The organism is Mycobacterium kyorinense (genome assembly GCF_002101735.1).
Classification (GTDB): Bacteria; Actinomycetota; Actinomycetes; order Mycobacteriales; family Mycobacteriaceae; genus Mycobacterium; species Mycobacterium kyorinense.
Genome location: NZ_LQPE01000127.1, coordinates 62,517 through 86,651 on the forward strand (window position 1 = coordinate 62,517; position 24,135 = coordinate 86,651).

Here is a 24,135-nt window from a genome sequence, read left to right on the forward strand (position 1 = left end):
GTCACGCGCGGCGGATCTCGCGTGCGGTCGCCAGCGCCGCCAGCTTGTCGGGGTTGCGCATCGCGTAGAAGTTGGTGATCTTGCCGTCGACGATCTCGATGGTGAACACGCCTTCGAGGTGGTCGGCGCGGTAGAGCAGCACCGCCGGCGCGGCGTTGCAGACCACCATTTCCACCCGGACGTCGGGTATCTGCATGCCCCTGCTCACCAGCCCGACCACGGCCCGGGCCACCTTGTCGGCGCCGACCACCGGTCTTCTCGCCGCGCTGGCCTTGCCGCCGCTGTCCGCCGTCCACGCCACGTCGGGGGCCAGCATCGACATCACCGTCTGCACGTCGCCAGATGACGCGGCGGCCATGAATTCGGCCGTGATCCGCGCCGTCTGCTCCGGGTCGGCAGGGGCGAAGCGGCGGCGCCGGGCCTGCACGTGTTCACGCGCCCGGTGCGCGATCTGTCGGACGGTCGGCGCGGGTTTGCCGACAGCGTCGGCGATTTCGCCGTAGTCGAAGCCGAACACCTCGCGCAGCACGAACACCGCGCGTTCGTCGGGACCCAAGGTCTCCAGCAGCACCAGCATCGCCATCGACACCGATTCGGCCAGCACCACATCGGCCGACGGGTCGGTGTCGTCGAGCAGCAACGGCTCGGGCAGCCACGGGCCCACGTAGTCCTCGCGCCGGCGGGCACCCGCCCGCAGCGCGTTGAGCGCCTGGCGGGTGACCAGCCGGGCCAGATAGGACTTGGTGTCGTTCACACTCGACAGGTCGACCTCGGCCCACCGCAGATAGCTGTCCTGCAGCACATCGTCGGCTTCTGTTGCGCTGCCGAGGATTTCGTAGGCGATCGTGAACAGCAGCGGCCGCAGGAGGGTGAACCGCTCGGCATGTTCGGTCACGGCACCGTGACCGCCTCGTGCACCGGCTGCGACGGCCGCTTGCCGCCCTTGAGCCAGCGGTACCAGCCGGGCTTGGCGGCCTCGCGACGGATACCCCACACCGTGCCCTTGCAGATCGCTTCCTTGATCGAGGCGGCCACCCGGCCGCCGATGGCGGCGTTGATCGGGGTGTCGTCGAGACGGGACAGCTGCACGGTGGCATACGAGCGGCCCAGGCTGATGCACTGGCCGACGAACGCCTGGTCGACGACCGCCGGGGCGGTGCCGGAGATGCGGCTCAGTACCGTGTTGGCGGCCTGGGCGCCGAGCGGGATCGCGGCCTGGCAGCTCATCCGCAGCGGCTCGCCCGACGGGGCGGCGGCGTCGCCGGCCGCCACGATGCGGGCGTCGTCGACACTGGTGAGCGTTTGGTCGGTGAGCAGGCGGCCCAGCTCGTCGGTGCGTAAACCGCTGCGGGCGGCCAGATCCGGCGCACCGAAGCCCGCCGTCCACACCGTCAGCGCGCTGGGCAACAGCGAACCGTCACCGAGGACCACGGCGTCGGGACGAACCTCGGCCACGGTGGCGGTTTCGAGCACGTGGACGCCGAGCCGCGATAGCCACTTGGCCACCGAACGCCGGCCGGCCCGGCTCAGCGACGGTCCCAGCACCCCACCGCAGACCAGCGTCACGCGGCGGCCCTGCCCGGCGAGCTCGGAGGCGGTTTCGATGCCGGTCAACCCGGCGCCCACCACGACGACCGGGGCGTCCGGATGCAGCTCGTCGAGCGCATCGCGCAACCGTTGGGCATACTCGAATTCGCCTACGGGGTAAGCGAATTCGGGGGCCGAGGTGTTGCTGCCGACGGCGTAGATCAGGTAGTCGTAGTCCAGCACCACACCGGAATTCAGCACGACCGTGCGGTCGGCGGGGTCGATGCGTTCGGCCGCGCCGACGACAAGCTGGATGCCCTCACCGAGCAGGGTGCCGTAGTCGACCGTCGCGGTGTGAGTGCGGGCCGCGAGCTGGTGCAGCCGGATTCGCTCGACGAACATCGGGCGCGGGTTCACCAGCGTGATATCCACGTCGGCGCGCAGCCGCAGGTGGTTGGCGGCCATTGTTCCGGCGTATCCGCCACCGAGGACGACGACGTGAGTGCGCGGGTTGGTCATTGCTGTCTCCTCTTCTCGGGGTGTGCCCTCAAGACACCGCCGAGTCCCCGGGTGTGACAGGACGTGACCCAGATCACTCCGCGAGAAAGATGAAGTTGTTGACGTAGACGCCGCGGGTAGTCCAGCCGTCGATGTTCGCCGGGCTCTGATGCCGGGCGGGGTCGAACTCGTCGATCGGCCGGCGAACGCCGCCGGTGTCGAAATAGCCCCGGTAGCCCAGCCCGCTCAGCAATTCGGCGACCCCGGCCACCGCGCCGGGATGATGGCGTTCCTCGGCTTCCACCAGAAGCGCCGGCCGGTTGCGCTCGAGGGTGTCGACGGCGCCGCGCAGGACGGCCAGTTCGTGGCCCTCGACGTCGATCTTGATGAAGCCGACGTCGTCGAGACCGAAATCGTCGAGCCGCTTCACTGCTACCTCGACGGTGCGCACTGCGTCGCCGTCCACGTCGCTCAAGGCGTTGGCCCCGTCGATCGTGCTGCGGCCCGGGGCGGACTCCAGCACGCGCATCGCCGTCACACCCGCGCGGTCGGACAATGCCACCGCCTCGATTCGCACCGCTGCGCCGACCGCGTCGAACATGGCTGCCAGTGCGCGCGCCTGGGCGGGCCGCGGCTCGAATGCGATCACCGACCGCGACGACGCCAGCATGGCGATCGTGAACCCACCGACGTCGGCACCGATGTCCAGCGATACCCGGTTGGGGTCGCACAGCGACCGAACCAGCTGAATCTCCGGGTCGGATTCGCCGAGCCGCCGCAGGATGCGGTGTTTGCGTCGCCAAAACCAGCCTGGCGCGATGGTTTTTGCCAGCGGCGCGAGCCGACGTTTGGCCGAGATGACGACGGGCATCTGCGACGGCCCTCCTTGCGGTTTGCGGGAGGACAACCCTAACCGACGGCAGATTGCCGCGTGAAGGACATGAAATATCCAGCGCCAGAACGGCTACCACGCTCGATCGGCGACATCCGCCGCGGCCGGAAGCAAAAGCCTTGTGCGGGAATTGTTTTGCCAACGACCGGCTGTAGTTAACACGCGAACAATAAAGTGCATCAGCATGCGTGCCGGCGGCGCGTAGCCAGCGAAAAGATGTGAGCCCACCACAACGTCCGGTATATATAAGCTATTCAATTCCGGGCCGCTGCCCGTTCGACAGCGCCCAGGGGTGCATCAACGGCCAGGAGGTCACCGTGGCGCGCAGCCTGGTCAACTCCGTCGCCGCCAAGCTGATGATGGCCACCGCGACAAACGCTCGCGAGGTCAGCGCGCAGGTGCTCGCTTACCTCGTCCGCCAGCTGGACGTCGACGCCAGCTTTCTGCGGCACAACGACCACGAACTGCAGGTTTCCACCCTGGTCGCCGAGTGGCCGCCCCGGCCGGTGTCCGAACACGATCCCCTTGCCGTGGTTCCGTTCGAGAGCACCGACCCTGTCTTCGCGCACGGTGCCGACGCCAAAAAGCCGGTGGTCGTGGAGGCCGGCCGCAATGCGCGGGCCTTCCGGTTGGCGGGGAGTCGCCACGTCGCGCCGCCGACGGTGGCGCGCGCACCGCTGATTTCCGGACAAGTGACCACCGGCATGCTCGCCTTCGTCAAGTTCGGCCGCAACAACTGGAAGCCCGACGAGATCGACACCCTGCAGGCGGTCGCCTCACTTTTCGCGCACCTGCAAGCCCGCGTCACCGCCGAGGAACGGCTGCACTACCTGGCCGAGCACGACGACTTGACCGGCCTGCACAACCGTCGCGCGCTGGTGGCGCACCTGTCCAAGCGGCTCGCAACCGCAGGGCAGGGGCCCGTCGCCGTCCTGTATCTCGACCTCGACCGGCTGAAGTCGATCAACGACCGTTTCGGCCACAGCGCCGGCGACTGGTGCATCCAGGTGTTCGCCGAGCGGCTTCGCGCGTGCGTGGGAAACCGCAACATGATCGCGCGGATCGGCGGCGACGAGTTCGTCATCGTGCCGGAGCGGGCAATGGCCAGCGACACCGCCGAAGCACTCGCACAGCGGCTCCGGACGATGCTCTGCGAGCGGTTGGCCATCGGCGGCGACACGGTCACTTCCACGGTCAGCATCGGGGTCGCGGTCGGTTTGCCCGGCCGCGACGACAGCACCGACCTGCTCGCCCGCGCCGACGAAGCCGTGCTGACCGCCAAGCGCGCCGGCGGCAACCAAATCTGCGTGTCCAGCGGCTACATGTCGCTGGAAAACGCGCTGCGCAGCGACATCGAACTGCACCTGCAGGGCGATATCGACAACAAAGCGCTGGTGCTGCACTACCTGCCGGAGGTCGACCTGTGGAGCGGCGCGATCGTGGCGGCCGAGGCGCTGGTCCGCTGGCAACACCCCACGCGCGGGCTGCTGCTGCCGGATTCGTTCATCGGTCTCGTGGAGTCGATGAACCTTGCCGGAGAGCTCGGCCGGTGGGTGCTGCGAAGGGCCTGCGCGGAATTCAGCCGGTGGCGCTCCCACGGGGTGGGCCTGGGCGCGGTGCTGCGGATCAACGTGTCGCCTGCGCAGTTGGTGGCGCGCGGATTCGTCCGCAGCGTCGCGGACGTCATCGAAGAATTCGGCATCGACAGCGGTTCGGTGTGCCTGGAAATCACCGAGCGCGTGATGTTGCGCGACATCGAAACCACCCGCAGGACGCTTCAGGAACTCAAAGACGTCGGCGTGCAAATCGCGATCGACGACTTCGGCACGGGCTATGCCGTGCTGTCCTACCTGAAGTCGCTTCCGGTCGACATGCTCAAGATCGACACGACGTTCGTGCGTGACCTGGGTGCCAGCCCCACCGATTTGGCCATCGTGCGCGCGATCATCGGGCTCGCGGAGGCTTTCGACCTGCAGTTGGTGGCCGAGGGCGTCGAGACTCCGGCCGCCGCACTGACGCTGATGCGCCACGGTTGCCACCGCGCCCAGGGATTCCTGCTGTCGCGTCCGCTGCCCGCCGATGCCATGGAAGCGCTGCTGTCGACGGGCTGGATGCGGATGCCCTTCCTCGCCGATCGCGAGGCCCTGACGCTCGGCGTCATCTAGCAATGCTGCGACGGGCCCGGGTCATCGCCTGTGTGGTGGCCGCGCTGGCCGGATGCGGCGCGGCCCCCCAGGACGGGCCGCTCCGCGCCGTCGTCAGCCAGGCCATCCCGCCGACCGTGCAGGAGATCTCCAACCCGCTACGCGGCCAGTACGAGGATCTGCTGAAACCGCTTTTCCCGCAAAGCAATCCGGCGCAGAAGCGCTACGGCGCCTGGCCCAAGTCGTACGACGCCAGCTTGCGGGTGACGTGGCGCCAACTGCAGCCGACCGATCCGCGCACCCTCGAACCCGACGCGCCCGACGACCGCAAATTCGACTTCAGCGCAATCGATGACGCGCTGGCGCGGCTGGCCGGTCGCGGCATGCGGCTGACACTTCGGGTGTACGCCTACAACTCCTGCTGCGACGCCTCCTACGCCGACCAGACCAACATCGCGATCCCCGACTGGGTGCGGGCGCTGCCCGGCGCGGCCACCACTTATCCCGCGCCGGCCAACGGGGTGACCCAGGTGGTCCCGAATTGGAACGATCCGGGCTATCTCGGCGGTTTCGAGCAGCTGCTCGCCGCGCTCGGTCGCCGCTACGACCGCGACGAACGGCTCAGCGTGTTCGAGTTCTCCGGGTACGGCGACTTCAGCGAAAACCACAACGCATATCTGCGCGACGTGCTGGGCGTGCCCGGCCCGGCCCCGGAGGACAGCGTCGCTGCGCTGGGCTATTTCAGCCAGTTCCGCGACCAGAACATCACAGCGGCGTCCGTTCACCGGCTGGTGGCCGCCAACGTCGACGCGTTCCCGCACACCCAGCTGGTCGTCACCCCGCAGAACCCGCAGATCGTGCGCGAACTACTCGCCGACGAGGTCACCAGGAAGCTGGCCGCGCCCGTGGGTGTCCGCTCCGACTGCCTCGGGATCTACGCGCCGCTGCCGGCCTGGGCCGAGTCCGACGGCTCGCACTACGTGCAGGTGAAGGATCCGCTGGTTGACCGGCTGCGTGAGCGGCTCGGGTCGGCGCTGGTGATCACCGAATGGTGTCAGCTGCCGAACGGGCCCGACCCGCGGAGCTACTTCACCAAGGGCCTGCGCGACGTCGTCAAATACCACGTGTCGATGACCTCCAGCGTGAACTTCCCCGGCGCCGACGCCACCGTGCCCATGGACCCCGGTGTGTATGCGCTGTGGTGGCGAGCCAACGCCTTCGCCGGATACCGCTACTCGGTGGAGTCCCGGCCGGGGTCGCAGTCGACGCGCGACGGCGTCGCCTCCATAGCGGTTACCTGGAGCAACCACGGCTCGGCCGCCGCGACCGAGAAGTGGGTGCCCGGCTACCGGCTGGTGGATTTCACCGGAGCGGTGATCCGGACGATGCCGTCGAGCGTTGCGTTGAAGACGCTGGCGCACGACGGATCGGGCGACCAACCCGTCGCCGCCTCGACGACGGAGTCCGTGCACGTGGACTTGGCCGGGTTGGCGCCCGGGCACTACACGCTGGCTGCCTCGGTCGCCTGGCAGCAGCACAAACCGGGGGCCACCCACGTGGTCGACTACCCGCCCATGCAGCTGGCGCGCGACGGGCGCGACCCCGCCGGGTGGTATCCGGTGGCGACGCTCGACGTCCCGGTGAGCTCCTGACCTCGTCGCGGTCACTTTGGTCGTGAGGTTTGCCATTCGCCTCAATGTCAGACAGAATCGATGAGATTCGCTCGTCAGCGAACCGCAAGAGGGGTTACTGGTGGATTTCCGTACCTTTGCTCGGACAATTGCCCGGCATTGGCAGCTTGTCGTGGGTGCGGTACTGGCGTGTTTGGTCGGCGCGGCGGCCGTCACGGCCTTCCAGACCAAGAGCTATCAATCGTCGGCGACGATCTTGATCTCGTTCTCCGGCGAAACGAATCTCGCCGACGTGTACCAGGCGACGCAGGCCGCCCAGGAACGGCTGTCGTCGTACGCGCAGATCGCCGGCGGGCACGCCGTCGCCCAGCGGGCGGTCAACGACTTTCACGCTCCGGCCAACGCCGACGCTCTGGTGAGCCAGACCCACGTCTCCTACACGCCGAAGACAACCCTGTTCACCGTCACCGTCGAAGACACCGACCCGGTGCGGGTGGCCGCGCTGGCCGCTGCGATGGCCGATGCGTTCGCCGCAATGGTGCCCACGCTCGGTGCGGCCCCCCTCCCGCCACCACCGCCTGGGCCACCGAAACCCGTTGCGCTGCCGTCCCATTTAGACGGCGACGGTGCCTCGGAGTCAACGGGTTTGGCAGCGGCCGGCGACACCGGAACGTCGCAGCCGAGTCCGTTGCCGCCGGCGCCGCTGCAGCCACCCGTGCCGGTCGCCAGGGCCACGGTGATCGAGCGGCCCGGCGTACCCGCCGCTCCGATCAAGCCGGTGCCGATGCGCAACATGGCCATGGGGCTGCTCGCCGGTGTACTGCTCGGAATCGCGGTGGCGCTCACCCGTCAGGCCGCCGACCGCACGGTGCGCGACCGTGAACAGCTCGAACAGCTTTCGGGCGCACCGACTTTGGCGGAGCTGCCCGGGCGCCGCGACGGCACCCCGCGGTTCGGTGCCGAGGGCTCGTTCGACGACGCGATCCGCGGTTTGCGCACCCGGCTGCTCAGGGCGATGGGGCCCGACGCACGCCGGGTGCTGGTGGCGGCGCCGTTCGGCGGTGAGGGGACCACCACGACTGCGCTGAACCTGGCGATGGCTATCACCGAGCTCGGCGAGACGGTGCTGGTCGTCGAGGGCGACGTGCGCCGACCGGTCATCGCGGGTTTGCTCGGCGTCAAGTCGGGATTGAGCCTGGCCAATGTGCTGGTGGACCGGGACGTCGCCGCAGAAGCGGTGCGCGCCACACCGGTCGAGGACCTGTTCGTGCTCGCGTCGCGCACCGCGCGCGGCGACGAGACCCTGCCGCGCAGCGCGATTCTTCCAGATGTGTTGGCAGACTTGTCGGCTCGCTTCGACCGGATCGTGGTCGACGGACCGCCCGTGCTGGCGACCGCCGACACCGGGCTGCTGGCCGACGCGGTGGAAGCCACCGTCCTGGTGGTCCGTGCCGGCCGGACCACCGTCGACGAGGTCAAGGATGCCCTGCATGCGCTGCGCAACACCGGCACCGCCGTCGTGGGCACCGTGCTGACCGACGCCCGGGTGTCGCGGCATACCAGGGCGGCCGTCCAGGCCTATTGGCGACGGCCCTATCGGGCGAGGCTGCGCGGCGCGGCGTGATCGTCTACGTCCGGGACCGGCAGCGTCTCCTTTTGAACGCGGCCGCCTTGGCGGTATTTCTGTTCTGCTGCTTTGTGTTCGGGGTGTTCTCAGTACGCAACACCACGCAGGGCGTGCTGCTGATCGGATTCATGTTCTGCGTGGTGGTGTACTGGACCAGGCCCCAAGTAATGGCTTGGGTGGCAATGTTTTTGGCGTTCGCCTCGCTGCCGCAGGGATTGCCGCCCGGCAAGGTCATCGGCCCGCTGACCATCTACGGCCACCATGTGCCGCTGGTGCTCGCACTCTGCTACCTGCTGCCGATCGTGCGGCCACGGTTCTCCGCCTGCCTGTTGCCTGCCGCATTCGCGCTGACCGTAGTGTTTTTCGCTGTCGTAGGGATCGCTACCGGACACGACACCGCCGTGGTGCTGAAGGAAGCGATGTTTCTGCTCGAGATGGTGGCCGGGTTCATGCTGGCAATGCTGATCGTGCAGGGCGACTACCTCAAGGAGGCGATCCACGCGATCGCCGTGACCCTGTGGTTGTCGGCGGGCCTGGCAGTGCTCAGCTCGTTGCACGTGATCCGGCTGGCCGGCCGCGCGGAAAGCCTGGAGGGCACGACCGGCGCCGCCGACGCCATCCGCGTCATCACCAACACCCTGACGCCGGCGATCGCCGTGCTGACCACGCTCGTGGTCGCCCAAATCGTCGGGCGGGTCAGGCTCGCAACGTTTTTCGCGCTCGGCCCGCCAGCCTTGATCGTGTCGATGCTGGCGTTCTCCCGCAACACGCTCATCTGTGTGTCCGTGGCCGCGGTCGTCGCGTTTGCCGCCAGCGTGGGCTGGCCGGCGCTGCGCCGGACGGCCGTACTGGCCGTCTCTGGGGTGGCGCTGTTGGCGGCGACGGTGTCCGGGGCGCTGTTCCTCCTACAACGCTCGACGGCCGGCGCGTGGCTCGGCGACCAGGTCACCGGGTTCAATCAGCGTGTGCTGGGCGGGGTTTCGAGCAGCGCGCTCGCCGCCGACTCCTCGACGCTGGCCAGGTTGGCCGAAGATGCCAACCTCAACCGAGCAATCGCCAGGGCGCCGGTGTTCGGTCATGGGCTGGGCTTTGCGTATCAGCTGCCGTACGGGGATGGCTCCGACGCTTTCGACACCTTCGCCTCGACCCTGGGAACCACGTACTCGCACAACTTTTATCTGTGGTGGCTGTGCAAAGCCGGCGCCGTCGGAATGGCGGCGTTTGCGCTGTTTGCGCTCATCCCCGTGGCCCGGGCGTTACGCAACGGGTCCGCGGCGGCGAAGGTCAGCGCCGCCGTCAGCGTCGGCCTGCTGGTGATGTCCGTGATCGATCCGCTGCCCGAGGAGCCCGGCGGCGCACTGGCGCTGGGCCTGACGCTGGGCTCGGCGATGGCGTTCGGGATGCGACGGTGAGGTCTGAGCAGCGCCGGTTGCGAGTGCTCGTGGCGGGGCCGGCGCCGGCCGGCGCACGCAGCCGCGGCGGCATGGCCACGGTCGCCGCACTGATGGCGGCGCACCCCGACACGCGAGTCGAGATCACCGTGGTGCCGACGTTCCTGGACGGCCCGGCATGGCAGCGACTTGCGGTCGGCGTCTGCGGGATGCTGCGCGCGACATGGTTGGTGCTGCGGCGCCGGGCCGACGTCCTGCATGTCCATCTCGCCCACGGCGGCAGCGTGATCCGCAAGGCGCTGCCCCTGGCCGCGGCGCGGCGGGTGTGCGTGCCGGCGGTGGTGCATGGCCACAGCTATGACTTCGGCGGCTGGTTCGACCGGCTGCCGGCTACGGCTCAGCGCGCGGTCCGGCGGATGCTGGTTGCCGACCACTGGGTAGTGCTCGGCGAACGTCATGTCGAGGAGTACACCCGCCGGTTGGGGTTGCCGGACAGCCGGGTCAGTGTGCTGCACAACGCCGTCCGAATTCCCCCTGGCGCGGTGGCGCAGTCGGGTATCGAGCGGGTGCACGCCGTCGCGCTGGGCCGGCTGGGAGAGCGCAAGGGAAGCTATGACCTGATCGCTGCCGTCGGCGGGCTGAGTCCGACCGTGCGGCGCCGGCTGCGCGTCACACTCGCCGGCGACGGAGAGGTCGACGCGGTTCGTGCGGCGGTGGCCGCGGCGGGACTCGCCGACACCATCCGGGTGGCCGGGTGGCTGGACAGCGCGGCCCGCGACGAACTGCTTTGCACGGCACACGTTTTCGTCCTGCCCAGCCGTGACGAAGGCCTGCCGATGGCCCTGCTGGAAGCGATGGCGTCCGGCCTGGTCCCGGTGACCACGGCCGTGGGCAGCATCGGCGAGGTGGTCATCGACCGGGTCAACGGCCTGCTGGTGCGGCCGGCGAGCCCGCACGAAATTGCCTCTGCGTTAACAGTTTTAGTGAACGCTGAAAGTCAGCGTGTCTGCTTGGCGGCCGCCGCCCGCGACCGCGCTAGCGACTTTGCACTCGACCGCTGGTATGCGCGGCTGACGGAGCTGTGGCTCGATCTGGCGATCGAGCGGCCCGCACTTCGGCGATGACGTCGAGCAGTCGGTCTGCGACACGGTCGACACTGAAGTGTTGCCGGTAATGCAGCGCCGCCGCGGCGCCCCGGGCGGCAGCCGTGACGGGGTCGGCCAGCTCGTCGAACGCGGCCGCCAGCCCGGCGACGTCGTCCACGCCGACCGGCGGGCATCCCGGCGGCTGGTATTCGGGCAGGCCGCCGTCGGTGGAAACGATCGGCATGACTCCCAGCTGCATCGACAACACCTGCACACCGCTTTGCGAAGCCCGCCGGTAGTGAGCGACCGAGCCCTTGGCCGCGGCCAGCGTCGGCAGCACGTCGGCGTAGCGGTAGCGGCCGGCGCGCCACCTAACGTGCGCAGGCAGCGTGCGGTCGATACTGAGCCCGTCGCCGATGAGGACCAAATCGTCGCCACACCAACCACTTCCGCTGACATGCCGCTGCCACGCCTCGAACACCACGTCGAGGTTCTTGTACGGGTTGAGTCGGCCGATCAGCACGAAGTCGCGGCGGACTTGCGGTCCGACCGGCGGCGGAACCCGAGCCGGGTCGAGGTCGCTGGTCAGCGGAACGACGCGCACACGCGTACCGGCCACATCGCGGCGGGTCGCGACGGCGGCGGCGACATGGTCGCTGAAGGTGACGGTGGCGGCCGAGCGGGCGCCCCAGCGGTCGAACACGAAGCGCTCACGTGCCGGCCGCTGCTCGGCGGCGTCGTGGGGGCGGTGGTCGTGGACCAGCTGAATGCGGGGCGTGCGCCCGGCCAACGCGATCCAGCGTGGATCGCGAACCAGCTCGGTGACGACGACGTCAGCGCGATACTCACGAATGCGACGCGACGCCGCGAGCGTGACAGGCCAAGTCGACGCGGTGCGAAACCGCGGGTCCAGGACCAGTTCGTAGTCTCGCGCCGCTGCCGACTCGGGATGCTGATCCGATGTGACCAGCAGCACCTCGGCTCCGCGGCGCTGCAGCGCTTCGGCCTGCACCCGCGCCAGCGGCCGCATCCACGGTGAAAGCCACAGCACCCGAGGCGAATTCACAGCGCTGAACCGGGGCCGGGGTCGATCAGCCACCGTCCGCTGAGTTCGGGATACTTGCGGCGGACTTCCTGGTACAGGTCGGGAACGGTCAAAAAGACCCGATCGGGGTTGGCGGCGATGAGTTGTTCGGGCGAGATGATCGGAACATCGGTCCCTGGGATCCGGCGGCCCTGCTTCGCCGGGGACGCGTCGGCCACCGCGGGCAGCAGTTGCCGATCGACCCCCGCGATGCTGAACAACGCCGGGACACGCGACGCGGCGCCGTAGGCGTAGACCGGGCGCCGGTTGCGCCGCTGCGTCTCGAGCCAGCCGCGCAGCCGCTGGGCGTGCACTTCGGCGGCCCGCTGCAGGCGCCCGACCTGCGATGGCTCGGTGATGCCGAAGTCCTGCTCGCGGCCCAAGATGTCACGAACGTGCTCGTCGGGCTCGGCTCGGCCGTGCACGGCGGCAATCAGCACGGTCCCGCCGTACAGGTCGAATTCCCAGGCACTCGCCACGCTCATCCCGACCGCGCCCAGCAGGCCGGTCAACGCGGTCAGCGAATAGTAGGCAAAGTGGCTGTGGCGCACGGCATTCCATTGGCCCTGGCCGACGATCGTCAACAGCGAGTGGTATTGCAGCAGTAGCACGCCGTCGGGTGCTGTGGTTTCGGCGCGGACCTCGAAGGCGGCGCGCTGGTCGCGTTCGTGCATGACCCCGAAGGTGTCGAGCACCACGTCCGCGACTCCCGACTTGGCGAAGCCGCGTTTGGTCAACAGCCGCAACCACGTTCCGCCGTGGGGGCTGCCGAACTCGCGCACGGTTGTGCCGCGCAGCCAGCCGGCGTCCGCGACGCGCTGAACGGCTTCGGCGGCCTGGTCGCGCAGGGCCCGCGGCTCGACGCCCCGTGGCTCGGACGTCACGGTGTCGTCGTGGGCGAGCTGGGCGAGGCCGCAGCGGGTGCACAAGTCCATCGCCAGCCGATGCGCCGATTCTTCGGCGCTGACAGGCTCGGTGATCAACGGAAAGTTGTCCGCCGCCGGCACGTTGCCCAAATCGAGAACCCGGCTCAGGTCGGTACTTCCACAACCCCGGCAGGCGGTCATGGCCTCTCCATCACGGCTTCTCCGCGGTCAGGGAGACGTTGTGACCAAACAGGCGAAGCTTTCCCAGCAGTCGTGCGCCGACGCGGCGAATCCGGTGATCGGGAATCCACGACAATACGTGCTCTACAACCAGCAATATCTGCAGATACGCTTGTCCCACACGCTTGTTGACCCGGGTATGGCGGGTCGGGATGAATGGGTAATATGCGCGCGTGAAACCCGCGCTCCGCAACGCGGTCAGGATCTCGCGGTGTGTGTACTCCTTGAGGTGCATGCCCAGCGGCTTGTCGCAGTTGAACACTTGCGACACATCGTGTGGTCCGCTGAACCGATGCGGGGTGCGGAAGATGTAGCGTCCGCCCGGCTTGAGGATCCGAAGCGCGCCGCGCAAGTGCGCCTCCAGGTCCTCGGGGTGCAGATGCTCGAGCACTTGATCCGAGATGGCGACGTCATAGCCCGCTGCGGCTTCGAAGTCGTCGATGTGCACGCCGTCCGACACGCCCCAGGAAAGGTTGGGGGTGTCGGCGTCCGAGTGTTTTTCGCCGCGTTCCCGGGTGATCTCGGTGGCCCTGCAGGAAAAGCCGTGCCGCGCCAGATAGGTGACCAATTCGCCTTTGCCGGAACCGATTTCGTAAACGGCCAGCGGCGGCGCGCCGATTGCCGCATGCCACTTCCTGTGCTGGGCATGATTCGACGCGGCAGAGGTGGCCGATTCGCCGGCAAAGCGGTTGAGCCACTCCAACTCGCTGTAGAGCCGCGTGTAGCTTCGGTCGAACGTCTCCCAGCGGTCCTGGGCCGTGGACGAGAGCAGGTCCTGGGTGAGTTGGCGTTCCAAATCCCAGTGCGCCAGGATCATCTGCTCGGTGATCGCCGCCTCGTCGGGAATGGAATACACCGCTTTGTAGCGGGCTATCAGCGCCTGTCCTCTGGGTTCCATCGCGAAATTCCTCTCAGATGTCGGCGAAGTGCAGCGTCGGCAGCGGAAAGACAAGCTGAGCGCCCCAGTCGGCGATATGGGCGAGTTGCGTACTCAGCTCGGTCTCCAGATTCCACGGCAGCGCCACCACCACGTCGGGACGGTCCTTGTCGATCAGCTCGGGCTCGTAGATCGGGATCCGCGTTCCCGGCGTGAACCGCCCGTGTTTGTAGGGGTTGCGGTCGACGGTGTACTCGAGCAGGTCGCTGCGGATTCCGCAGTAGTTGAGCAGGGTATTGCCCTTGCCCGGCGCGCCGTAGCCGACGACACGCTTGCCGTCGGCGCGGCACTGCAACAGAAACCGCAACAGATCCTGGCGCACCGCCTCTGCGCGTGGACCCAGGTACCGATATCCGTCGATGCCGTGCAGGCCCGCGGCTTCCTCGACGCTCAGCACCTCCAATACCCGCTGCGACGGAGGTCCTGCCGCCTCATCGGGACGCGCCCAGATGCGCATCGACCCGCCATGCGTCGCAAGGAGTTCGACGTCGACCACGGCCAGGCCTGCGGTGGCGAGCGCCCGCGTCGCCGAAAGCAGTGTGTAGTACTGGAAGTGCTCGTGATAGATCGTGTCGAATTGCCCGAGGCTCACCAGGTTCAGCGCATGGTGCACCTCGATGCTCAGCCATCCGTCGTCGGCGAGCAGCCCGCGCAGAGATCGGGTGAAGCCCAGCAGGTCGGGGATGTGCGCGTACACGTTGTTCGCGACGACCAGGTCGGCCGGACCGTGCTCGTCGCGGACACGGTGCGCCAATTGCTCGTCCAAAAACGCGCACAGTGTCGGCACTCCGCGTTGCGATGCGGCGGCGCCGACGTTGACCGACGGCTCGATTCCCAGGCACGGCACGCCCGCGGCGACGACGTGCTGCAGCAGATACCCGTCGTTGCTGGCGACCTCGACCACGAAGGATCCGGCGCACAGCGCGAGCCGTTCGACGGTGCTGTCGACGAACGTCTTGGCGTGCTGCACCCAGCTGTCGGAAAACGAAGAGTAGTAGGCGTATTCGGTGAACGTGTCCTCGGGCGTGATGAGAGCCGGTATCTGCAACAGCAGGCAATCCTCGCAGAGCCGCAGGTGCAGCGGGAAGGTCGGCTCGGGCAGGTCGAGCTCGTCGGCGGTGAGGAACTTTTCGCACGGCGGAGTGGCGCCGAGGTCCAGCACGGAAAGCATCCGGTTCGACTCACATAAGCGGCAATTCATCTGACCCCCGATTCGTTGTGCGTGCCGAGCACGGTCTCGATCGCGTCGAGGTAGGCGTCGGTCATCACCTCCACGGTGTAGCGCGTGCGCAGACGGTCGAAGCCGCGCTGGCCCAGCGCGGCCAGCTCACCCGGTTGGGACAGGATGTCGCCCAGCGCATTCCGCCATCCCGACACCGAGACCGGCTCCACGACAACCCCGGCCTTGCCGAAATCCAGCATCTCCGGAACCGCGCACACCGCCGACGCCGCAACGGGAATCGCCCTGGCCATCGCTTCGAGGATGACCAGCGGGAACGCCTCGGAGCGACTGGGAACGCACAGCAGATCCGCGTCGGCCAGCGCGGGCCCGGGCCCAGCCGACCAGCCGTGCCAGCGCACCCGGTCGCGCAACGTCGGTGGAGTGGCGGCCTGCAGCCTGTCCCGGTCGGGGCCGTCGCCGAATATCGACAGCGTCCACGGCATCTCCGCCAGTCCGGCCAGCGCCTCGATCAACAGATGCGGGTTCTTGTGCTCGACGATGCGCGACAGCATGACCAGTCGCAGCGGCGCACCGGCAGGCCTTGCCCGCGGCGTCGGCTCATCCGTGACGGCGACGCCGTTGGGCGCGACGAATCGGGACCGGCACAGCCGATGATGGGCGGCCAGCATGTCCCAATGCCGTTGAGCCAGCACGACCAAGCCGTCGGCTCGGCGCATCGCGGCGGTGAGCGGCCGCGAATAGATGGGCCGGTCCGGCTCCGGCGGAATGTGTGGAGCCACCAGCCAGCGCCGCTCGCGCCCGGCTGCCCGCCACAGCGTGGCGAACCCGGTTTCGGTGTTGGTGTCCCCGCTGATCAGGACCGCCGGCCCGGCGGGAATGTCGACGACCGGTGCCCACCACGGTTGGCGCACCACCCGCACGGTGTGCGGGATCTCCCTGATCAGTGGGCCGAACCGCTGCACACACACGATGGTGACCGGATAGCCGCGGCGGTCCAATTCCGTTGCCAGCAGCGCTTTTTGCCGCTCGGCGCCGCCGTAGACCAGCCGGTTGGTGGTGATCACAATCGCGGGCAGGTCCGTGCGGCGCCGAGTGCCGCGGCGCAGGTGACGCTTGGAGCGCTGGAGCCGGTCCAGCAGCGTCGTCGCGGCCAAATACGCGTCGGCGTGGTGGACGCTGCTTTGGTGCTCGAGCGCCAGGGCCGTGTTGGCGCGCCACAAGTCGCGATTGCGGCGGCGCTCGGGGGAGGCGACGGCCGCGCCATGGGTCGTGCACGGGCCGGGCGCATCCTGGCCGGTGACGGGCCGGCCGTGATCGACGCCGAGTTCGTCGGCCAGCAGAATGCGCCAGCCCGCGGTGCGGGCCCGGGCCTGCCAGTCGGCCTCGTCACCGTAGAGGAAGAACTCCTCGTCGAACCCGCCGATGGCGTTCCACGCCGTACGGCTGATCGCCAGGCAGGCGCCGCCGATGTAGCCGTCGATGCACTGCGACTCGGTGGGCTGGCGGGTGTACAGGTGTGAAAACGGCGTTCCGCGTAGCGAATCGGAATACCCCGCGACGGCGACCAGTGCGCGTAGCAGCGTGGTGCGGCGCGTCGCGATGTCCCACGGCTTGGGTCCGGGTGCGCCGTCGTCGTGAATCATCGGCGACACCGCTGCGACATTCGGCTCGCGCAGCAGCTGCCGGGTGCGGGTCAGCGGCCCGCGCAGCCTGGCGTCGGGGTTGAGCACCAGCAGATCGGCGTCGGGTGGCGTGTGCTCGACCAGGGCGTTGAAGGCGGCGGTGAAACCCAGATTGACTTGTCCCAAAACCCAATGCACCGTCGGGTATTCGGTGGTGAGTTGCTCGCGTCCGGGATAGCCGTCGCCGCTGTTCTCGTAAACATAGACCGGCAGCTCGGGCAGGTGTTCGGCGACGCGGTCGAGGCACTGGCGCAGCAGGTCGTGGCTTTTGTAGGTCACGATCAGGACCGCTAGCGTGCGTAGCGACGGCGGCGTCGAAAGTGCCGCAACGCGTGGTGGTTTGAGATACGCCCGGTCGGTCATGGCACCGCCTGCCTGTCGCGCATCGCGGTCACGGTCGACCAGCGCAGCGGTCCGATCGCCAAGCTGACCGCCAGGTAGGCGGCAGCGGTCGCGGCCACCACCAGGACGACATGGCGGCCGGACAGCAGCAGCACCACGCCGATGCTGGCGCCCACAGGCGCCAGCATCCTCAGCAGGAACGGCACCGGCGTGCGGTAGCCGCACTGGCGATGCAGCCACCAGCCGGCGATCGCGACGCCGAACAATTCCGTGCACACCAGCGCGATACCTGCCCCGACCGCGCCGAATCGCCCGTCCAGGGCCATGTTCAGCGCGAGGTTGACCGCCAGCGCGCCGATCGACAGCCGCAGCAGAAACCGTTGGTGGTGGCAGGCGAACAAACCCTGGCTCAGGGTGCTGGCCACGAATCGCAGCGCCACGGCGACGAACAGCAGCGCCAGCGTCGGCGTCCCGCGGTCGACGAACGCCTGATCGCCGAACAGCGCGATCAGCGGTCTGGCCAGTAACGCGCCGACCACGGCGATGGGTACCGCCACAAAGCTCATCAGCTCGACACTGCGCCGGATAAAGCCGGCGAATGCGGCGACGTCACGGGTGAACAACTCGGTGGCCGTCGACAGTGTCGACTTGAGGAAGAACGTCGACACGATCGCGGTGTTGCCCGCGATGGTGTAGCCCAGACCGTAGACACCGACCTCGGCATGAGTGCTCGACAACGACAGGATCACGCCGTCGGCGCGCCAGTACAGGATCGCGACCACCGCTATCCCGATCGGCGCCAAGCTTTCTCGCAGCAGATCCGCGGTCTCGCGCGCCGAGAAGATCGGTCGCAGAGAAATGTGGCGGGCTGCGGCGGTGCCCTGGATCAGCAGCTGCAGCGTCGGCGGGATGAGCTGCGCGACGGCGAACCAGATGACGTCGGCCTGCGTCGCCACCAGCCAGCCGACCATCGCCAGCGTGCTCAGCCGGCCGGCGACGTCTGACAACGCCACAGCCGAAAACCGCACAGTGGCAAGGAAAACCGGTTCGAAACGGGTGGTCATCGTCAGCATCAGCAGCTGCGCCGACAGCACCGCCAGCATCACTTTCACGTCGGTGTCGTGATAGACGATCAAGCCCGAGCCCACCGCCACGGCCGCCAGCGGAAGGCAGTACACCAGCGACAGGCCGCTGTTGACCCGGACCAGCCGCTCGAGCTCGCCGCGCCCCGAGGTGACGCGCCGCACGATCACCGTGCCGATGCCCAGATCGGCCAGGCTGGCCCACATTCCGATGAACGCGACCGCAATCGTGAGCTGCCCGTAGCGTCCGGGGCCCAGGTAGCGCGCGGTCATCGCCACGGAGATCACCGAGGCCAGCATGCCCAGTGCCCGGCACAGCAGCTGGACGGAGAAGGCGTGCGCGATTCGCGTTGGCGGCACCGATGGTTCGAGCTTGGTCATGGTCGCTCAGTACGCTCCGTCGCGGGTGAGGACGGCTTTCAGCGTCCGGGCGATGATCAGCAGATCTGCGGCCATCGACCAGTTGTCGACGTAGGACAGGTCCAGCCGAACCGATTCTTCCCAGCTCAGATCCGATCGCCCGCTCACCTGCCACAGGCCGGTGACGCCTGGCTTCACCAGCAGTCGGCGCTTGACGTCGCCGTCGTAGTTCTCCACTTCGCGTCGCAGTGGCGGTCTGGGCCCGACGACGCTCATGTCTCGCTTCAGCACGTTGATGAATTGCGGCAATTCGTCGATGCTGAACCGCCGCAGTATCCTGCCGACCGGCGTCACCCGGGGGTCGTGGCGGATCTTGAACAGCATGTTGCCCGCGCTTTCGTTCAGCGGGAGCAGCCGCTCGATTTGCTTGTCGGCATCCTGGATCATCGTGCGAAACTTAAGCATCGTGAAGGGCTTACCGTCCAGGCCGATGCGCTCGGACGGATAGAACACCGGTCCCTTGCTGGTCAGTTTGATGGCGATCGCGGCGATCAGCAGAAGGGGAGAGGTGGCGATCAGGGCAGCCAGCGAGAAGCAGAAGTCGAACGCGCGCTTGAGAAAAGACTTCGCGCCCTGGTATTGCGGCTTCTCGACGTGCAGGAGGGGGAAGCCCGCGACGGGCCGCAGCGCCAACCGCGATTCCGCGACGTCCATCACCCCGGGCGACACCACGAGATCGACATCCATGGTCTCCAGCCGCCACATCAGTTGCCTGATGCCGCGCACCCCGAACCGCTCAGTTCCGGTCACCGCCACGGTGTCTGCGCCGCACCGGGCGATCGCGGCCAAGGCGTGTGTTTCGTCGCCGAGAATCGGAACCTCGCGCGCGTGGACCTTCAGCTTCTTGCCGCGCGACGAGCCATATCCCGGAATGCCGACGCCCACCACGACGTAGCCGTCGCGGGGATTGCGCATGAGTTCATGGGCCAGGTGCGAAACCCCGGGGCGATCGCCGATGGCCACCACCAGCGTCTGGTACTTGCCGCCCGCTCGTTTGGCCGCGATGTAGCGGCGCCACAGGTTGCGACTCACCAACAGCCCGACAGTTCCCACGGGCAAAGCGACCGCCAAATACCCACGCGCCAAGTCGATTTTGGCGAGCAGCGTCACCATCGCGATGATGCCGAACGTCCAGAATGACGCGCTGGCGATGCGCCGGTACTCGTCGATGCCCGCGCCGACGATCCGCGGCGATCTGGTGTTGAACACGGCGATCGACGACAGCCACAACGCGGCGAACATGAGCGAGAACAGCGTCATCACCTGGCCGGGATAACCCGACGTGTGCGGTGATTCGCCGAACCTGATGTATTGGGCGAGCATCACCGATCCGACGACGATCGCGGAATCGGTGACACGCAGCCGGGCCGAATACCGCTGCTGCCAGTGCCGGGCCGGGTTGGCCGGTGACGCGACCGGATGCGGCGCCACCGTCGGACGTCGCACCGGCTTCGACGCTGCATTGGGAAGCGACGCTGTCATCCCGACCCGATTCGCTTGTCCGGCAGCGTCTCCGGCACGCCGCGGTAATGCACGCCCGGATAGCAGATGAGCTGTGCGCGACTGGCCCGCAACAACGCGATCGGGCCGTGCAGAAGATAGCGACGGGCCAGCCTGCGCGGCTCGTGGGACAGCCGGTGCAGCCACTCCAGGCCGGCTCGCTGCATCCAGTCGGGCGCGCGGCGGGTTCGGCCGGCCAGGAAGTCGATGGCACCGCCGCAGGCCAGGAATATCCTTGCGCCCGTGGCGAACCCGTACTTGTCCACCCACTGTTCCTGTCGCGGCTTGCCGAGGCTGACGACCAGGATGTCGGTGCGCGCACCACGGATGGCCGCGGCCAGGCTGTCCGAACGCGACTCGACCGCCGTCGCATCCGGCGCCCACATTCCCGAAATACTCAGCGCCGGATACTGCTTGGCCAGGTGCTCGGCCAGGCGCTGATGGGTTGCGGCGCTGCCGCCGAAGAAACCGACCCGCGCAGATGCCGCTTCGGCCAGCGCCAGCACCGCCGGTAGCAGGTCGGCGCCGGCGATCCTGGGCCACGGGCCGGCGGTGAGCAGTTGTCCCCGCCAGGCGATCGGCATCCCGTCGGCCAGCAGCAGCCACTCCAGCCGGCCGTCGGGCGGCGCGCCGAGCTTTCGGAAGTGGTGCAGGTGGTCCAGGTTCACCGAGCCGACCGCCAGCCCGACCGCCGACCCGGACTGCAGGCGGGAGCCGATGATCGACAGCACCTCGTCGGCCTTGCGGCGCTCGACGATGCTGCCGCTGACCACCATTCGCACGGCCTGTGCCGGCAACGTGTCGGATGTCATCGCGGGACCACGCTGGCGTTCACAATGCCGGGCTGCTCGCCAGCGAGACAAACGGCCAGCTGGCGTCCTTTTCGGAGATGACGGTGACCGGCAGCGGCCAGGAGATGCTGAATTCCGGGTCGTCCCAGCGGAATCCCTGCTCGGCTGCCGGCGAATAGGACCCGCTGACCTGGTAGAGAACTTCGGTGTCGTCCGCGAGGGTTTGCAACCCGTGTGCGACGTACGGCGGCAGGAACAATGCCCGGTGGTTGTCGGCGGTCAGATGGACCATCACGTGCTTGCCGTAGGTGGGTGACTGCGGCCGAAGGTCGACCGCGACGTCGACGATCGCGCCGCGGGTGCAGCGCACCAGTTTGGCCTCGGCGAACGGCGGCGCCTGCCGATGCAGTCCCCGCAGCGTGCCGCGGGCATAGTTATAGGAGATATTGGTCTGTGCGACAGCCACATCCAGTCCGTACTTGGCGAACTCCTCGACACAGAACGCCCGCGAGAAAAACCCACGATGGTCGCGATGCGGTTCGATGTCGATGATTGTCACCCCTGCGACATCAGTGGGTGTGTACTTCACTCAGACCTCCGTCCAGAACAGCTTGTTGTCAACCTGCCCGGTCTTGAGCAGGTATTGGATTTGTTTGAGCCGGGTGTGTCCCCGGCCGTGGAACGTTTCCGGGTCCATCTCGATGGCGTCGAACAGCCGGTGCAGCTGCGCGGCGCCCGCGGCCACGGACCAGTTCGCGCGGAAGTCACCGAATACCTCGCGGATCTTGCCGAACGCCACGCGGTAGCTCCGGTTGTCGGGATCGGATGGGCCGAAAGTCAGCTCACAGCCAGGGAATTCGGCACTGACCGACTCGGCGATCTGGCGGACTGTCAGGTTGTTCTCGTCGGTCCCGACGTTGATGACCAGCGCATGGATGGTCTGCCGGTCGGCATGCAGTGCGCATCGGATCGCCTGGGAGATGTCCAGGGCATGCACCAGCGGCCGCCAGGGGGTGCCGTCGCTGGTCATCGCGATGCGGTGGTCGGTCCAGGCCAGGCCGGCGAGATTGTTCAGCACGATGTCGAAGCGCATCCGCGGCGAGGCGCCGAACGCGGTGGCGTTGCGCAGAAAGGTCGGTGAGAAGTCGTCGTCTGCCATTGCCGCAAGGTCTCGCTCCACCAGTGCCTTGCATGTGGCATACGGGGTCATCGGGTTGATGGGGCTGGTCTCGTCGACGGTGCCGTCGGCGATCCCGTAGACACTGCACGACGACATGTAGACGAACCGGGTGACGCCCGCGCGTTTGGCTAAAGCGGCCAATTGCACGCTGCCGCGATGGTTTACCTCGAACGTCACGTCGCCGATGAGATCCCCGATCGGATCGTTGCTGAGCTCGGCCATGTGCACGACGGCGTCGAACCCCCGCAGGTCTTCGACCGTCACGTCGCGAATATCGCGGATGAGAGTCAGCGGCTCAGTCTGATCGGGGCTTCCGGCGAGCCGGGCCGGGCACAGCCACCCGTTTCGGTAGTAGCCCGTATCCAGTCCGACGACGTCGTGGCCGTCGGCCAAAAGCAGTGGCGCTACAAGGCAACCCAGGTATCCCTGTGTGCCGGTGACCAGCACTCGCACTGTCAGGTCCTCTCTGTTCGTGTCGGCAGTGGCTGGTCGGCTAGTTGAGCGAATACTCGTCGCCGGTCTCGAGTACCGATTTCTCCACGGTGAAAGCTTCGGCGTAGCGAGCGCGGCACTGGACGCCGCGGACCCGCATCAAGCCCAGGAAGGCCTCGTCGTCGAACCAGTCGCGGCCCGACTGCGACGGATAGCACTGCGCCAGCACAGCCGCCTTCCGCTGCGCGATTTCAGCCGAAACCGGTATGTACAGTGAGGGATTCGGCAAGTCCGATTCCCATTTGAGGATCTCGTAGCCGAACGACAGATGGTCGCGAAACTCGGTCGGAATCAGTTCCGCGAGAAGGCGGTGGTCCTGGTGAAAGTCGGCGCGCTGCGGTCCGAACACCACGTCGGGCTGGCAATCGCGGGCGAAGTCGGCGAGGTGACCTTTCACCGTCGCCCAGTGCTCCGGTAGCCGGCCGTCGGGCAGATCGATGACCGTCAACCTGACATCCGCGGACGGGCACAGTGCCGCAAACGCGTTCTTCTCCTCGACTTCCCGCTCGGTGCCGCCACCGGTCAGCACCAGGGCGTGCACCACGATATCGGGGTTGTGCCGGGCGATTTCCATCAAAGTGGCGCCCGTGCCGATGACGATGTCGTCGCAGTGGGCCCCTACTGCGGCAACGGACGTCAGCCGGGACGGGGTCAGTGAGATCATGCGGATCGGTCCCGCCGTCGGGGCGGATCCCAGACCATCCAGGGCCGAATTCCGTTGTTGTAGTCGGCGTCGAGCTCGGCGCGCTCTTTGAACGTGTCGGCCGGTTTCCAAAAGCCGTCGTGGCGGTAGCCGATCAATCGGCCGGTGCCGGCCAGCGCCGTGCAGGCGTCGCCGACCAGGTCGCCGTTCTCCGGGATCAGATCGATGACCTGTTGGTGCAGCACGAAATAGCCGCCGTTGACCCAGATCGGAAACTTTGTGACGGGGGCGATTTCTTTGATGTCGCCGTCGGTGGCGATGTCGACGCAGTGAAACGACGACTGCGGCGGCACGATCAGCATCGAGGCCATCGCACCACTGCCCGTCACCCGCGCGATGATGTCGTCGAGCGGGGCGTCGGTCAGCACATCGGCGTAGTTGGCCAGGAAGTACTCGTCGTCGCCGAGGAACTTGCGGACGCGGCGCAGCCTTTCACCGATCGGCGACTCGAGGCCGGTGTCGACGAAAGTGATTGACCAGTCGGAGATGTCGGAGTCGAGCAGCTCGACCTGGCCGGCCCGGATGATGAAGTCGTTGGACTCCGTCTCGCGGTAGCGCAGGAAGAAGTCCTTGATCTTCTCGGCACCGTAGCCGAGGCACAGGATGAACTCCGTGTGACCGAAGTGTGCGTAGTAGCGCATCACGTGCCACAGCAGCGGGCGCGGCCCGACCATCTGCAACGGCTTCGGGATGACGTCGTCCTCGGCGGTGCGCATCCGCATGCCGTAACCGCCGCAGAACAATACGACTTTCATCTGCGTTAGGCCCAGCTGGAGCCGACGGCGGAGTCGGTGCTGGCCATGTTGGAGCCGGCGGTTTGCACCTTTTGGCCGTGGGC

Annotated in this window: 20 protein-coding genes and 1 pseudogene; 5 read left to right on the forward strand and 16 right to left on the reverse strand. The window is 67.7% G+C overall.

All coding sequences use genetic code 11. The features are described from left to right. Position 1: 1 nt before the first annotated feature. The 3 genes from AWC14_RS15195 to AWC14_RS15205 form a co-directional block, all read right to left on the reverse strand. Complete coding sequence (locus tag AWC14_RS15195) at positions 2-895, reverse strand: RNA polymerase sigma-70 factor (RefSeq protein WP_045381568.1); 894 nt, start codon at positions 893-895, stop codon at positions 2-4. Continuing rightward, on the reverse strand, positions 892-2,046 hold the full coding sequence (locus AWC14_RS15200; RefSeq protein WP_045381565.1) for an NAD(P)/FAD-dependent oxidoreductase: 1,155 nt from the start codon (positions 2,044-2,046) through the stop codon (positions 892-894). The genes AWC14_RS15195 and AWC14_RS15200 overlap by 4 nt, the downstream gene beginning before the upstream one ends. A gap of 73 nt (positions 2,047-2,119) precedes the next feature. Then, positions 2,120-2,896 (reverse strand): FkbM family methyltransferase, encoded by a 777-nt coding sequence (locus AWC14_RS15205; RefSeq protein WP_045381562.1) that lies wholly within the window; start codon positions 2,894-2,896, stop codon positions 2,120-2,122. Between the two features lie 338 nt (positions 2,897-3,234). Between AWC14_RS15205 and AWC14_RS15210 the strand changes: the two genes are divergently transcribed. From AWC14_RS15210 to AWC14_RS15230, 5 genes are all read left to right on the forward strand, one after another. Further along, entirely contained in the window at positions 3,235-5,082 is a 1,848-nt protein-coding gene (locus AWC14_RS15210) for a putative bifunctional diguanylate cyclase/phosphodiesterase (protein WP_085241343.1), read from the forward strand. Between the two features lie 2 nt (positions 5,083-5,084). Then, positions 5,085-6,713: a hypothetical protein gene (locus tag AWC14_RS15215; protein ID WP_045381556.1), complete on the forward strand. Its 1,629-nt coding sequence runs from the start codon at positions 5,085-5,087 to the stop codon at positions 6,711-6,713. A gap of 100 nt (positions 6,714-6,813) precedes the next feature. Further along, complete coding sequence (locus AWC14_RS15220; RefSeq protein ID WP_045381553.1) at positions 6,814-8,316, forward strand: tyrosine-protein kinase domain-containing protein; 1,503 nt, start codon at positions 6,814-6,816, stop codon at positions 8,314-8,316. A 32-nt stretch (positions 8,317-8,348) separates the two neighbouring features. After that, positions 8,349-9,731 carry an O-antigen ligase family protein gene (locus AWC14_RS15225; RefSeq protein WP_237761617.1) on the forward strand — a complete coding sequence of 461 codons (1,383 nt, stop codon included), beginning with the start codon at positions 8,349-8,351 and terminating at the stop codon, positions 9,729-9,731. Next, positions 9,728-10,834, forward strand: coding sequence for a glycosyltransferase family 4 protein (locus AWC14_RS15230; protein ID WP_045381550.1), 1,107 nt, complete (start codon positions 9,728-9,730; stop codon positions 10,832-10,834). Before AWC14_RS15225 ends, AWC14_RS15230 begins: the two co-directional genes overlap by 4 nt. On the opposite strand, the gene AWC14_RS15235 is transcribed toward AWC14_RS15230, so the two are convergent. The 13 genes and pseudogenes from AWC14_RS15235 to AWC14_RS15295 all read right to left on the reverse strand — a co-directional run. Beyond that, positions 10,746-11,846: a glycosyltransferase family 4 protein gene (locus AWC14_RS15235; protein ID WP_193393826.1), complete on the reverse strand. Its 1,101-nt coding sequence runs from the start codon at positions 11,844-11,846 to the stop codon at positions 10,746-10,748. The two genes, AWC14_RS15230 and AWC14_RS15235, sit on opposite strands and share 89 nt — an antisense overlap. Before the next feature lie 11 nt (positions 11,847-11,857). Then, positions 11,858-12,946 (reverse strand): class I SAM-dependent methyltransferase, encoded by a 1,089-nt coding sequence (locus tag AWC14_RS15240; RefSeq protein ID WP_045381547.1) that lies wholly within the window; start codon positions 12,944-12,946, stop codon positions 11,858-11,860. Between the two features lie 10 nt (positions 12,947-12,956). Continuing rightward, positions 12,957-13,883 (reverse strand): class I SAM-dependent methyltransferase, encoded by a 927-nt coding sequence (locus AWC14_RS15245; RefSeq protein WP_045381544.1) that lies wholly within the window; start codon positions 13,881-13,883, stop codon positions 12,957-12,959. A gap of 13 nt (positions 13,884-13,896) precedes the next feature. Continuing rightward, positions 13,897-15,123, reverse strand: coding sequence for a class I SAM-dependent methyltransferase (locus AWC14_RS15250; protein WP_045381541.1), 1,227 nt, complete (start codon positions 15,121-15,123; stop codon positions 13,897-13,899). Beyond that, positions 15,120-17,150, reverse strand: coding sequence for a glycosyltransferase (locus AWC14_RS15255; protein ID WP_045381538.1), 2,031 nt, complete (start codon positions 17,148-17,150; stop codon positions 15,120-15,122). Before AWC14_RS15255 ends, AWC14_RS15250 begins: the two co-directional genes overlap by 4 nt. Continuing rightward, the gene (locus tag AWC14_RS15260) at positions 17,147-18,592 is read right to left on the reverse strand and encodes a flippase (protein WP_045381535.1); all 1,446 of its coding nucleotides are present in this window, start codon (positions 18,590-18,592) and stop codon (positions 17,147-17,149) included. The genes AWC14_RS15255 and AWC14_RS15260 overlap by 4 nt, the downstream gene beginning before the upstream one ends. Before the next feature lie 6 nt (positions 18,593-18,598). Continuing rightward, positions 18,599-20,113 carry an exopolysaccharide biosynthesis polyprenyl glycosylphosphotransferase gene (locus tag AWC14_RS15265; RefSeq protein ID WP_081968216.1) on the reverse strand — a complete coding sequence of 505 codons (1,515 nt, stop codon included), beginning with the start codon at positions 20,111-20,113 and terminating at the stop codon, positions 18,599-18,601. Then, positions 20,110-20,943 carry a WecB/TagA/CpsF family glycosyltransferase gene (locus AWC14_RS15270; RefSeq protein ID WP_235215971.1) on the reverse strand — a complete coding sequence of 278 codons (834 nt, stop codon included), beginning with the start codon at positions 20,941-20,943 and terminating at the stop codon, positions 20,110-20,112. The genes AWC14_RS15265 and AWC14_RS15270 overlap by 4 nt, the downstream gene beginning before the upstream one ends. Before the next feature lie 19 nt (positions 20,944-20,962). Next, positions 20,963-21,511 carry a dTDP-4-dehydrorhamnose 3,5-epimerase gene (gene rfbC / locus AWC14_RS15275; RefSeq protein WP_045381534.1) on the reverse strand — a complete coding sequence of 183 codons (549 nt, stop codon included), beginning with the start codon at positions 21,509-21,511 and terminating at the stop codon, positions 20,963-20,965. Then, positions 21,512-22,555, reverse strand: coding sequence for an NAD-dependent epimerase/dehydratase family protein (locus AWC14_RS15280; protein ID WP_045381531.1), 1,044 nt, complete (start codon positions 22,553-22,555; stop codon positions 21,512-21,514). 40 nt (positions 22,556-22,595) lie between these two features. Beyond that, entirely contained in the window at positions 22,596-23,258 is a 663-nt protein-coding gene (locus tag AWC14_RS15285) for a PIG-L deacetylase family protein (RefSeq protein ID WP_045381528.1), read from the reverse strand. Further along, entirely contained in the window at positions 23,255-24,052 is a 798-nt protein-coding gene (locus tag AWC14_RS15290; protein ID WP_045381525.1) for a glycosyltransferase family protein, read from the reverse strand. Before AWC14_RS15290 ends, AWC14_RS15285 begins: the two co-directional genes overlap by 4 nt. 5 nt (positions 24,053-24,057) lie before the next feature. Next, a pseudogene (locus AWC14_RS15295) lies at positions 24,058-24,135 on the reverse strand (type VII secretion protein EsxI); the annotation flags it as partial.